Raw genomic sequence first — 11,888 nt, 5'->3', positions numbered from 1 at the left:
ACGTGCGGTGATCACTTGACGGAGCCCCCGGTGATGCCGGCGGCGATGTACTTCTGGGCCAGGACGAGCAGGATCGCGGCCGGGACGGCGGAGAGCACGGACGCGGCCATCACGGAGCCCCAGTCGCCGACGTGGGCGCCGATGTACTGGTAGATGCCCAGCGTGATCGGCTTGACGTCGTCGGTGGTGTTCAGGGTGAGCGCGAACATGAAGTCGCTCCACGAGAACAGGAACGCGAACAGGCCGGAGGTGATCAGCGAGTTGCGGCTCATCGGGAGCACCACCCGCAGGAAGACCCGTACCGGCCCGGCGCCGTCGATCTCGGCGGCCTCGATGACCTCGCCCGGGATGGACACCATGAAGGAGCGCATGAGGACGATCGAGAAGGGGATGCCGAGCGAGGCGTCCGCGAGCATCAGGCCGAAGTAGGAGTTCACCAGGCCCAGGTCGACGTACGAGTTGTAGAGGGCGTTGGCGATGACGATGCCCGGCACCATCTGGGTGATCAGGGTGCCGAACACGATGGTGCGCGAGCCGCGCAGGCCGAACCGGGCCAGGCCGTAGGCCGCCGGGGCGGAGATGGCCAGGCAGATGGCGACGGCGCCGAAGGAGACCAGCAGCGAGGTCAGCAGGTGACCGCCCTGGTCGGTGAGGGCCTTGGAGAACCCGGAGAGGTCCAGGCCGCCCGGCACCGGGTCGACCTGGAGCAGGCCGGATTCGGGCTGGAGTGCCGTGTTGAGCATCCAGTACAGCGGGAAGAGCATCACGCCCAGGACGAGCACACCGGCGACGGTGGAGCCCCAGCGGCGCCGCGAGGCGGTGGGAGTGTGAGCGGCCATGTCGGTCACTTCCCCTCGGTGCGGTTGGCCCGCAGGTAGAACACCGCGAACACCGCGGAGATGAGGATGAGTACGTTGCCGACGACCGCGCCGGCGCCGAAGTCCAGTTCCACGAAGGAGTTCTGGTAGGTGAGCGTGCCCAGGGTCTGGGTGGCGTCGGCGGGTCCGCCGTCGGTGAGGGCGAGGATCAGGTCGAGGATCTTGACCGTCGACATGAAGCCGAGCACCAGGACGACCGTGATCACCGGCTTGAGCAGCGGCAGGGTGACGGAGCGGAAGGTCCGCCAGGCCGAGGCGCCGTCCAGGGAGGCCGCCTCGTACAGCTCCTTCGGGATCTCCTGGAGGCCGCCGTACAGGATGACCATGTTGAACGGGATGCCGATCCAGATGTTGACCAGGATCACCGAGAGCAGCGCCATGTCGGGGCTGGTCAGCCAGGGGGTGTCGCCGCCGAGGCCCAGGGTGTCCAGGAAGGTGTTCAGTACGCCGGTGTCCTGGTCGAGGATGCGGCGCCACACGATGCCGGACACCACCATGGGCACCAGCCAGGGCAGCAGGATCAGCGACCGCAGGACGCCGTTCAGGGGGAACCGGCGGTTGAAGAAGACTGCGAGCGCGAGCCCGATGCAGAACTGGCCGAGCAGGGAGCCGGCGGTGAAGACGAGGGTGTGCCACAGCGCCTTGCCGAAGAGGACGTCCTGGAAGACGGACGACCAGTTGTCGGTGCCGTTGAACGGGGCCTCGCCGGTGAAGAACGTCTTCGGCGTGTAGTGCTGGAAGCTCATCACGATGTTGCGGACGAGCGGGTAGCCGAAGAACAGCAGCATGAAGACGACGGCGGGGGCGACGAAGCCCCACTGGGTGAGCCTGCGGCGTCGGCGCTGCCGGGCGGGGTCCGGCGCGGCGGCCTCGCGGGAGTTCTTCGCGGACGCGGGAGCGGTGACGGTGGACGTGGTCATGGGCGCGTACCTCAGTTCCCGCTCGTGGCCCGCTGCTGGGCGCGCTTCAGGGCGGCCTCGCTGGACTGGCCGGTCAGGGCGGACTGGAAGGCGCTCTGGAGGGCGAGCGAGACGCCGGACCAGCCGGCGCCCAGCTGGGCGGTGCGGGACCGGGCGGCGGCGACCTGGTCGGCCAGCGCGTCCAGCTCGGGCACCTGCTCGCGCCACTCGGCGGCGGCCTTCTCGTTGGCCGGGACCATCCAGCTGTTCAGGGCGTAGGTGAGCTGTTCCTTCTCGCTCGCCAGGCAGCCGACGATCCGGCCGGCCATCCTCTCGCGCTCGGTGTCACCGGTGTTGGGCACGGTGAGCACCGCGCCACCGAGCGGTCCCACCGAGTCGGCGCCGGCCTCGGGGACGGGGATCCGCGCGATCTCCCAGTGCAGGTCCTTCTTGGTGTTGAGGGTCTCGACCTGCCAGGGGCCGTTGATCATCATGGCCGCGTTGCCCGCCATGAACTGGTCGTTCACATCGGCCTGTGTCCAGTTGACCGTGGACTTCGACAGCGACCCGTCCTGGAGGAGCGCCTTCCAGTAGTCGAGCGCCTCGACGACCTCGGGGCTGCCGAGATCCGTCTCGTCGCCGCCGTTGGACCACATGAACGGCGTGAACTGGAAGACGCCGTCCTCGGCGCCGCCCGCGCTGAGGGCGAGTCCGTACCGCTTGCCCTGGGTGAGCCTCCTGGCCGTCTCCCTCAGCTCGTCCCAGGTCGTGGGCACCCGCACGCCCGCCTTGTCGAGGATGTCCTTGTTGTAGAAGAGCGCCAGCGTGTTCACCGAGCGTGCGGCGCCGTAGTAGGTGCCCTCGTAGGAGCCGAAGTCGACGATGCCCTCGGGGACGTCCTCGGTGCGCAGACCCAGGGTGCGCAGGTCGACGAGCCCGCCGGCCTCGGCGAAGGTCGGCATCTCGGAGGCGTCGAACTGCACGATGTCCGGCAGCGACTTCGACGAGGCCATGCGCAGCGCCTTCGTCATCACCTGCGCGGCGGGGACGCTCTGCTGCTCGATGGTGACACCCAGCTGCTCGCCGCAGCGGGCCATCGCCTCGGCGTCCCAGCGGTGGTAGGTCTCGTCGGTCGAGGAGTTCATCACGGTGTAGACGTCGCTGTCGCGCTGCTCCGCGCAGCCGGTCAGCGCCGCTCCGGAGACGAGGACGGAGACGGCGGCGAGCGATGTGACGGCTCTGCGCGAGCGTCCGCGCGGGTGGTGTGCGGCAACCGGAGGATGTGCTGTCACGGTGGGTGCCCTTGCGTGGGACCGGACCGGCCTGCGCCGGTCCGGTGACTTTCGGGAGGCTGGTGAAGCGCTTCGACTTGTGGCGGCTCCTGCCGAGGTGTTGCCTGGCGCTGCACCGGGTGTAATTTGTTTTGCCTGATTACTAATACGCCAGCGGAAGCGGGTCGCGCTAGACCCCCAGCGATAAGATCTGCTCGCACCAGGGCGTGACAGTTCGCGTGTCTCCTGTCATAGTTCCTGGTCAGAGGCTCCCCTCCGCGTCTCTGCCGCCCTCCCCCTCCGAGGAAGATCATGAAATTCACCGACGGTTTCTGGCGCATCCGCGACGGTGTCCAGATCTCGTACGCCACGGAAGTGCGTGATGTGCGCCCGGAATCGAAGCGCTTCACCGGCTACGCCGCCGTGAAGAAAGTGACCCGCAGGGGCGACACCCTCAACGCGCCACTGATCACGGTCGAGTGCTTCTCCCCCGCGGAGGGCGTGATCGGCGTCCGGGTCACCCACCACGCGGGCAAGTACCGGCCGGGCCCCGACTTCGCGCTCACCGGCGACGCGGACGGCGCGGGGACGGTACGCCGGGACGGCACCGTCACCGAGCTGACCAGCGGTCCCCTCACCGTCCGGCTGGACGGGGCAGGACCCTTCGGTCTCGGCTTCCTCGACGCGGACGGACGCGAGCTGACCGCCGCGGGCGCCAAGAGCACCGCCTTCGCCACCACCGACGAGGGGGCCCACCATGTGCTGAGCCGGCTGTCGCTCGGCGTCGGCGAGCAGATCTACGGCCTGGGCGAGCGCTTCACACCGTTCGTCAAGAACGGCCAGACCGTCGACGTCTGGCAGGCCGACGGCGGCACGAGCAGCGAGCAGGCCTACAAGAACGTGCCGTTCTACCTCTCCTCGCGCGGCTACGGCGTCTTCGTCAACCACCCCGGCGCGGTCTCCTTCGAGGTCGGCTCCGAGTCCGTCGGGCAGGTCCAGTTCAGCGTCGAGGACCAGTCGCTGGAGTACTACGTCATCGCGGGGCCCACCCCGAAGGAGGTCCTCGGCCGCTACACCGCCCTCACCGGGCGCCCCGCCCTGCCCCCGGCCTGGTCCTTCGGCCTGTGGCTCAGCACCTCCTTCACCACCTCCTACGACGAGGGGACGGTCACGTCCTTCGTCGAGGGCATGGCCGAGCGCGGCATCCCGCTGTCCGTGTTCCACTTCGACTGCTTCTGGATGCGCGAGTACCAGTGGTGCGACTTCCAGTGGGACCCGGACGTCTTCCCCGACCCCGAGGGCATGCTGGCCCGGCTCAAGGAGAAGGGCCTGCGGATCAGCCTCTGGATCAACCCGTACATCGCGCAGAAGTCCCCGCTCTTCGACGAGGCCGCCGCCCTCGGCCACCTGGTGCGCCGGCCGAACGGCGACGTCTGGCAGTGGGACCTGTGGCAGGCCGGCATGGGGCTGGTCGACTTCACCAGTCCGGACGCCCGCGCCTGGTTCCAGTCGAAGCTGAAGGCGCTGCTCGACCAGGGGGTTGACTGCTTCAAGACGGACTTCGGCGAGCGCATCCCCACCGATGTCGTCTGGCACGACGGCTCCGACCCGGAGCGCATGCACAACTACTACACGCACCTGTACAACCGGACGGTGTTCGAGCTCCTGGAGAAGGAGCGCGGACAGGGCGAGGCCGTGGTCTTCGCCCGGTCCGCGACCGCGGGCGGCCAGCAGTACCCGGTGCACTGGGGCGGCGACTGCTGGTCGTCGTTCGAGGCGATGGCCGAGTCGCTCCGGGGCGGTCTGTCGCTGTCGCTGAGCGGGTTCGGCTTCTGGAGCCACGACATCGGCGGCTTCGAGGGCACGCCCGTCCCCGAGGTCTTCAAGCGCTGGCTCGCGTTCGGCCTGCTGTCCTCGCACAGCCGGCTGCACGGCTCCACGTCGTACCGGGTGCCGTGGGAGTTCGGCGACGAGGCGGTCGACGTGGCCCGGCGGTTCACGCTGCTCAAGCACCGCCTCATGCCGTATCTGTACGGCGTCGCCGCCGAGGCCCACCGCACGGGCGTGCCGGTGATGCGCCCGATGGTGCTGGAGTTCCCGCACGACCCGGCGTGCCGTCCGCTCGACCGCCAGTACATGCTCGGCGGGGATCTGCTGGTCGCGCCGGTCTTCGACGAGGGCGGCGAGGTCGAGGTGTATCTGCCGGAGGGCACCTGGACGCATCTGCTGAGCGGCGAGCGGGTCACCGGCCCGTGCTGGCGCACCGAACGGCACGGCTACGACAGCCTGCCGCTGTACGTCCGGGAGGGCGCCGTGCTGCCGCTGTCCGGCGACGACTCCCGGCCCGACGGCGACTGGCTGGACGCTCCCGTGCTGCTGGCGCACCCGTCGGCCGCCCGCGACTACGCGGCCGAGGTGACCGTGCCGGACGCGGCCGGGCTGCCGGCCGCCACGTTCCGGGTCCGGCGGGACGGGGACGTCCTGCGGGTCACGGCGTCCGGCACCGACCGGCCGTTCACCGTGCGCGTGCCCGGCGGGGCGGAGGCCAGGGGCACGGGCGAGGTGACCCTGCCGCTGGGGTGACGGGTCACGGGCTCGGGTGACTGCCCGGGCCGTGACCGGGCCCCGCGAGGGGGGTCGGTGAGAGGACCACGGGTTCCTCACCGGCCTCCAGCAGGGTGTCCGCCGAGCCGACGATCAGCGGGTCCGGCTTGCCCAGGGCACCGTGGTCCTTCGCGGGGTAGTCGCAGCGGTCGAGGAGACTGCGCATGGCCTCCAGCCGGCCCCGGCGCTTGTCGTTGTTCTTCACCACCGTCCACGGCGCGTGGGCCGTGTCCGTCGCCCGGAACATCTCGATCTTGGCCGTGGTGTAGTCGTCCCAGAGGTCGAGCGAGGCGAGGTCCATCGGCGACAGCTTCCAGCGCCGCACCGGGTCGACCTGGCGGATGGCGAACCGGGTCCGCTGCTCGGCCCGGGACACGGAGAACCAGAACTTCACCAGCATGATGCCGTCGTCGGTGAGGAGCCGCTCGAACATCGGCGTCTGTTCGAGGAACTGGCGGTACTCGGACTCCGTGCAGAAACCCATGACCCGCTCGACGCCCGCGCGGTTGTACCAGGAACGGTCGAAGAAGACGATCTCGCCGCGCGACGGCAGATGGGCCACGTAGCGCTGGAAGTACCACTGCCCCGCCTCGCGCTCGGTCGGCTTCTCCAGGGCGACCACACGCGCGCCACGCGGGTTGAGGCGTTCCATGAACCGCTGGATGGTGCCGCCCTTGCCGGCCGCGTCCCGCCCCTCGCAGACGACCACGATCCGCTGGCCGGTGTCCTTCACCCAGCGCTGCATCTTCAGCAGTTCGATCTGAAGGATGCGCTTCGTCCTGTCGTACTCGGATCTCTTGATCCTGCGGTCGTAGGGGTGGTTCTCGCGCCAGGTCTCGATCGGGGTGCCGTCGGCGTCGAGGAGCACGGGCCGCTCCGGGCGCCGGTCGTCGACCTCGAGCCCGTGGAGCAGATCGTCGCCGGTCGCGCCGCCCCCGGCGGCCGGCCGGCCGCCGGACGGATCCGCATGCTCGGCCGTCACGTCGCCTCCCGTCCTTACGAGTGCGTTACCAGCAGCGTATGCCTCCTGGGCGATTCGCGGTGATTCGAGACCCGAGGCGGGGAAGGATCGAGCCCAGCGGAGGCGTGCGTGTGCGAGCGGTACGCGGACGGTGCCTTCCGTTCCGCATCCAGGCAGAGGGGACGCACGGCGTGCAGATCGATCTGAAGGGCCGCACCGCACTGGTCACCGGTTCCACCCAGGGCATCGGCGCGGCGATCGCGGCCGGGCTCGCCCGGGCGGGCGCCCGCGTTGCGGTCAATGGGCGCTCCACCGAGCGCGTACGGGAGGGCGCCGCCGCCCTGGAGCGGGAGGTGCCCGGCGCCGACGTGGTGCCGGTGGCCGCGGACGTGACCACCGAGGCGGGCGCCGAGCGGGTGGCCGGGGCGCTGCCGCGGGTGGACATCCTCGTCAACAATCTCGGCGTCTTCGGCGCCGCGGACCCGCTGGAGATCACCGACGACGAGTGGCGGCGCTACTTCGAGGTGAACGTCCTGGCCGCCGTGCGGCTGACCCGGCTCTTCCTGCCGGGCATGACCGAACGCGGCTGGGGGCGGATCCAGTACATCGCCAGCGACTCGGCGATCGTCACTCCCGCCGAGATGATCCACTACGGCATGTCCAAGACGGCGCTGCTCGCCGTGAGCCGCGGCTTCGCCAAACAGGCCGCCGGCACGGGCGTCACGGTCAACTCGGTCATCGCCGGGCCCACCCACACCGGCGGCGTGGAGGACTTCGTCTACGAGCTGGTGGACCGCGAGCTGCCGTGGGAGGAGGCGCAGCGCGCCTTCATGCGTGAGCACCGGCCGCAGTCGCTGCTGCAACGGCTGATCGAGCCCGAGGAGATCGCCAACATGGTCGTCTACCTCGGCTCGGACCAGGCCTCCGCCACGACCGGTGGCGCACTGCGTGTCGACGGCGGCTACGTCGACTCGATCCTGCCGTAAGGGGTGTCAGCGGATCAGCTGGACGAGGGCGAGGGTGCCGATCGTGACGATGAGGGCGCGGAGCACCGCGGGGCTGAACTTGCGGCCGGTCCTCGCCCCGAGCTGGCCACCCAGGGCGGACCCGGCCGCGATGAGCGCGACGGCCGTCCAGTCGAAGTCGGCGACGAAGAGGAAGAAGGCCGCGGCGACGGTGTTGACGATCGCCGCGAGCACGTTCTTGACGGCGTTGAGGCGTTGCAGCGGCTCGTCGAGGAGCAGCCCCATCACGGACATGTAGATGATGCCCTGGGCGGCGGAAAAGTAGCCGCCGTAGACGCTGGCCAGGGTCAGGCCGACGGAGAGCGGCCATCCGCCGTCGCGACGGGTGGAGTGGCCGCCCTTGGCCCGGCGGCTCCGCACCTGCTTGGAGATCAGGGGCTGGAACGCGACGAGGACGAGGGCGAGACCCACCAGGGTCGGCACGATGGTCTCGAACGCCTCGGCGGGCAGGGCCAGCAGCAGCGTGGCGCCGCAGAGCCCGCCGAGCGCGGCGCCGACGCCCAGCTTCCGGACGCGCCGTCCCTGACCGGCGAGTTCCCTGCGGTAGCCGATGGCGCCGCTGATGGAACCGGGGATCAGACCGAGCGCGTTGGAGACCGTGGCGGTGACGGGGGACAGCCCGGTGGCGAGCAGCACGGGGAAGGTCACCAGGGTCCCCGAACCGACGACCGCGTTGATGGCGCCGGCGCCGGCGCCCGCGGCGAACACGCCGAGCATCTCCAGCGGCGTCACCGCGTGGCTCCGTACGTGTCGCCGCCGTCCGGTGACGCCTGGTGCCGGCCGTGATCCGAGGAAACGTTCATGTGAGGACGCTAGCCTGCGGGCATTTCGGCGATCACCGAAGGGTCCGCGCTACGGCCCGGTGCGTGGGGCGCCTGGCCGTGGGGCGCCGCTGTTCCTCCCGCCGGGGACGGCGTCACGTGGCAGCCCGGGTCGCGCACTGGCGGGCGATGGCCGTGCGGGGGACGCCCATGAGGGCCCCGGCGTCCCGGAGTGCGAGGTCACGGGCGCGCGAGCGCGGCGTGGGGAGAACGGGGCCGGCACGGCCACCGGACGCACCGGTCGTCCGATGTGCGCGGGACGTCAGGGCAGCCGTGCCACGCCGGCGTAGATGCCGCTGTCCTCGGGCGTGGGCGCGGGGGCCGTGCGGAACCATTCCGGGGCGGTCACCAGGCCGGGGTCGACGAGGTCCAGGCCGTCGAAGAACCGGGCGACCTCGCTCCGGGTGCGGAACCCGAGGCGGATGCCGGCCCGGGCGTACTCGGCCGTGACCTGCTCCGCGAGCTCGGCCTGGAGGTCCGACGCGGCGTGCGACAGCACCAGGTAGCTGCCGGACGGCAGCGCGGCCCGCAGCTCGCCGACGATACCGAGGGGATCCTGGTCGTCCGGGAGGAAGTGCAGCAGGGCGATCAGGGACAGCGCGACGGGCCGCTCGAAGTCGAGCACACCGCGGGCGTGCCGGATGATGGCGTCCGGTTCACGCACATCGGCCTGGACGTAGTCCGTGACGCCCTCGCGGCTGCTGAACAGCAGGGCCTCGGCGTGCCGCAGCACGATCGGGTCGTTGTCGGTGTAGACGACCTTCGCGGACGGGACGACGCCCTGCACGATCTGGTGCAGGTTCGGCTCCGTGGGGATCCCGGTGCCGATGTCGAGGAACTGGTCGATGCCCTGACCGGCCAGCCAGGCGGCCGCCCGGTGCATGAACCGGCGGTTCTGTCGGGCGGCGTCCCGCGCCTGGGGCGGCAGCATCTCCCCCACGGCCTCGTCGACCGGGTAGTTGTCCTTGCCGCCGAGGAGCCAGTCGTAGACCCGCGCCGGGTGCGCCTTGCCGGTGTCGATCTGGGGAGGGTTGGAGGGTGTGCCCATCGGCGGAGTCCGTCCCGGGGAGTGGATCTGGGGTGCCTGACGATCATCAAGTCTCGCACATCAACTGGTCCACGACGGTCAGGAGTTCGATCGTCAGGCGGGTTCCGGCGGGGGTGCGGTGCTGTCGCGCAGCACCAGCCGGGTCGGGACGAGGGTGGTGCCCCGTTCCGGGCCGACCTGGCGCATCTTGCTCAGCACCGCCTGGACGCAGAGCCGGCCCACCTCGGCGAAGTCCTGGTGGACGGTGGTCAGCGGGGGAAGGAAGGAGGACGCCTCGGGGATGTCGTCGAAGCCGATGACGCTGACGTCCTCGGGGACGCGCCGGCCGCGTTCGTGCAGGGCACGCAACAAGCCCAGCGCCATCTGGTCGTTGGCGGCGAAGACGGCCGTGCACTCCTCCCGGGCGGCGAGTTCGAGGCCGGCCCGGTAGCCCGAGTCCGCCGACCAGTCGCCCCGGATGAGCGGCGGCGGCACCCGGCCGGCCTCGGTGAGCGCGGCGCGCCAGGCGTCCGTACGGCGCTGCGCGGCGAAGGAGCCCTCGGGACCGCCGAGATGCCACACGGTGCGGTGGCCCAGGTCGAGCAGGTGCCGCACGGCGGCGCGGGTGCCGCCGTGCTGGTCGGTGTCGACGACCGTGTAGTGGTCGCCCGCGTCGGAGTCGACGACCACGACCTGGACGTGCGGGGGGAGTGTGACGGTCGCCGCGTCCAGGAGGTGCACCTCCATGATGACGATCACGGCGTCGACGGCGAGTTCCTCCAGCCGGGAGAAGGCCCCGCGCACCTCGTCCTGGGTGGGTACGGCGACCGGCAGCAGCGTCACCGCGTATCCCTCGCGCGCGGCGGAGGTGGCGATCGCCTCCAGCGTGCGCACATTGCCGGTGGTGGACAGGGTGAAGGTGATGACGCCGATGGTGCGGAACTCGCCGCTCTTGAGGGCGCGGGCCGCGCTGTTGGGCCGGTAGCCCAGCTCCTTCATGGCGGCCAGCACCTGACGGCGGGTCTCCTCGGTCACCCCGGCGTAGCCGTTGGAGACGCGGGAGACGGTCTGCGAGGAGACTCCCGCGAGCCGGGCCACATCGGCCATCGACGCCGTGGTCCGGGCACGGGTGCGCTTCCGGGCCGGAGCGCCGTCGGCCGTGTCCCGCGGACTCCCGGTCACGCCGATGGCGGGGCCGGGCAGGTCCGCCGGCGTTCTCTCCACCGTGTCCACTCGCCGTCAGCCGCCTTCCTGTCGCTGCTTGCGTCACGGTTTCCCCAAGGGACCCTTGACCGTCGTCCTCGGGGCAGTGTAGACATGCCGCCATCGAATGTTTACGTAAACATAACAGCTCCGGCTGCTTTTCGCGGTGGCTGATGTTTGCGTAAACATCTCGTGCCAGGGGCTGTGCCGCCCGGCTCCGCGCCAGGGGGCAGAGCCACCGGTTCCGGAATGTTGACGAGCGAGGAACGACATGACGACGCTGCAACCGCCGGTGGCCGCCGAGCCGCGGCCGGCTCCGCCTCCGGCGAGACGGGACCGGCGCTCCTGGACGGGATGGGGCTTCATCGGTCCCTTCGTGGCCGTGTTCGCGCTGGTCTTCCTGGCACCGATCGTGTATTCGATCCATCTGAGCCTCTTCCGCGACCAGCTCATCGGCGGGACCACCTTCGTCGGCCTCGACAACTACGAACAGGCGCTGGGGGACGACCGGTTCTGGGCGGCCCTCGGCCGGGTCTCGCTCTTCCTGTGCGTCCAGGTGCCGATCATGCTCGGCATCGCGCTGCTGGTCGCCCTGGCCCTGGACAGCGGGCGGCTGTACGGCAAGAACTTCTTCCGCATCTCGATCTTCCTGCCGTACGCCGTGCCGGCCGTCGTGGCCACGCTCATGTGGAGCTTCATGTACGGCACCCGGTTCGGCCTGGTGGGCGACCTCAACGACGCGTTCGGCCTCTCGCTGCCCGACCCGCTCTCCCCCGACCTCGTGCTGGCGTCGATCGGCAACATCGTCACCTGGGAGTTCGTCGGCTACAACATGCTGATCTTCTACTCGGCGCTGCGGGTCATCCCGCACTCCCTCTACGAGGCGGCGGAGATCGACGGCGCCGGGCAGTTCCGGGTCATCACCGCCATCAAACTGCCCGCGATCCGGGGCGCGCTCGTCATCGCGACGATCTTCTCCATCATCGGCAGCTTCCAGCTGTTCAACGAGCCCAGCGTGATGCAGAAGCTGGCGCCCAACGCCATCACCACCGACTACACCCCGAACTACTACACGTACTCGCTGTCCTTCTCCGGCCAGCAGCACAACTACTCCGCGACGGTCGCCATCGTCATGGGGCTGATCACCATGGTCATCGCCTATGTCGTCCAGCTGCGCGGCATGCGCAAGGGAGTGTGAA

General features: G+C 70.3%; 10 protein-coding genes. 3 read left to right on the top strand and 7 right to left on the bottom strand.

All coding sequences use genetic code 11. The annotated features are described in order from the left end of the window. Positions 1-11: 11 nt before the first annotated feature. The 3 genes from ACZ470_RS22340 to ACZ470_RS22330 are packed head-to-tail and all read right to left on the bottom strand — an operon-like array spanning position 12 to position 3,069. On the bottom strand, positions 12-839 hold the full coding sequence (locus tag ACZ470_RS22340) for a carbohydrate ABC transporter permease (RefSeq protein ID WP_468429650.1): 828 nt from the start codon (positions 837-839) through the stop codon (positions 12-14). Between the two features lie 5 nt (positions 840-844). Continuing rightward, complete coding sequence (locus ACZ470_RS22335) at positions 845-1,798, bottom strand: carbohydrate ABC transporter permease (protein WP_468429648.1); 954 nt, start codon at positions 1,796-1,798, stop codon at positions 845-847. A gap of 11 nt (positions 1,799-1,809) precedes the next feature. Next, entirely contained in the window at positions 1,810-3,069 is a 1,260-nt protein-coding gene (locus tag ACZ470_RS22330) for an ABC transporter substrate-binding protein (RefSeq protein ID WP_468429647.1), read from the bottom strand. Between the two features lie 291 nt (positions 3,070-3,360). On the opposite strand from ACZ470_RS22330, the gene yicI reads away from it, so the two are divergent. Then, a complete protein-coding gene (yicI, locus tag ACZ470_RS22325; protein ID WP_468429645.1) occupies positions 3,361-5,631 on the top strand; it encodes an alpha-xylosidase in 2,271 nt (756 codons plus the stop codon). Between the two features lie 4 nt (positions 5,632-5,635). On the opposite strand, the gene ppk2 is transcribed toward yicI, so the two are convergent. Further along, positions 5,636-6,634, bottom strand: coding sequence for a polyphosphate kinase 2 (gene ppk2 / locus ACZ470_RS22320; protein WP_468429643.1), 999 nt, complete (start codon positions 6,632-6,634; stop codon positions 5,636-5,638). 170 nt (positions 6,635-6,804) lie between these two features. Here ppk2 and ACZ470_RS22315 point away from each other — a divergent pair, with 170 nt between their 5' ends. Continuing rightward, the gene (locus ACZ470_RS22315) at positions 6,805-7,599 is read left to right on the top strand and encodes an SDR family NAD(P)-dependent oxidoreductase (RefSeq protein WP_468429641.1); all 795 of its coding nucleotides are present in this window, start codon (positions 6,805-6,807) and stop codon (positions 7,597-7,599) included. 6 nt (positions 7,600-7,605) lie between these two features. Here the strand turns inward: ACZ470_RS22315 and ACZ470_RS22310 are convergent, their stop codons facing one another. The 3 genes from ACZ470_RS22310 to ACZ470_RS22300 all read right to left on the bottom strand — a co-directional run bounded on the left by ACZ470_RS22310 (position 7,606) and on the right by ACZ470_RS22300 (position 10,593). Continuing rightward, complete coding sequence (locus tag ACZ470_RS22310) at positions 7,606-8,370, bottom strand: sulfite exporter TauE/SafE family protein (protein ID WP_468429639.1); 765 nt, start codon at positions 8,368-8,370, stop codon at positions 7,606-7,608. A gap of 351 nt (positions 8,371-8,721) precedes the next feature. Continuing rightward, on the bottom strand, positions 8,722-9,507 hold the full coding sequence (locus ACZ470_RS22305) for an SAM-dependent methyltransferase (protein WP_468429637.1): 786 nt from the start codon (positions 9,505-9,507) through the stop codon (positions 8,722-8,724). A 93-nt stretch (positions 9,508-9,600) separates the two neighbouring features. Next, positions 9,601-10,593 carry a LacI family DNA-binding transcriptional regulator gene (locus tag ACZ470_RS22300; RefSeq protein WP_468429732.1) on the bottom strand — a complete coding sequence of 331 codons (993 nt, stop codon included), beginning with the start codon at positions 10,591-10,593 and terminating at the stop codon, positions 9,601-9,603. A 367-nt stretch (positions 10,594-10,960) separates the two neighbouring features. Here ACZ470_RS22300 and ACZ470_RS22295 point away from each other — a divergent pair, with 367 nt between their 5' ends. Continuing rightward, positions 10,961-11,887, top strand: coding sequence for a carbohydrate ABC transporter permease (locus ACZ470_RS22295; protein WP_468429635.1), 927 nt, complete (start codon positions 10,961-10,963; stop codon positions 11,885-11,887). Position 11,888: the final 1 nt, after the last annotated feature.

The organism is Streptomyces sp. NPDC031111 (assembly GCF_055570675.1).
The sequence above is the reverse complement of the archived record's forward strand: the minus strand, read 5'-3'. Positions and strand labels throughout refer to the sequence as shown.

Excerpts from the sequence above, each read along its gene's own strand:
- ACZ470_RS22340 (WP_468429650.1), bottom strand. The coding sequence starts at position 839 with ATGGCCGCTCACACTCCCACCGCCTCGCGGCGCCGCTGGGGCTCCACC.
- ACZ470_RS22335 (WP_468429648.1), bottom strand. The coding sequence starts at position 1,798 with ATGACCACGTCCACCGTCACCGCTCCCGCGTCCGCGAAGAACTCCCGC.
- yicI (WP_468429645.1), top strand. The coding sequence starts at position 3,361 with ATGAAATTCACCGACGGTTTCTGGCGCATCCGCGACGGTGTCCAGATC.
- ACZ470_RS22305 (WP_468429637.1), bottom strand. The coding sequence starts at position 9,507 with ATGGGCACACCCTCCAACCCTCCCCAGATCGACACCGGCAAGGCGCAC.
- ACZ470_RS22300 (WP_468429732.1), bottom strand. The coding sequence starts at position 10,593 with ATGGCCGATGTGGCCCGGCTCGCGGGAGTCTCCTCGCAGACCGTCTCC.
- ACZ470_RS22295 (WP_468429635.1), top strand. The coding sequence starts at position 10,961 with ATGACGACGCTGCAACCGCCGGTGGCCGCCGAGCCGCGGCCGGCTCCG.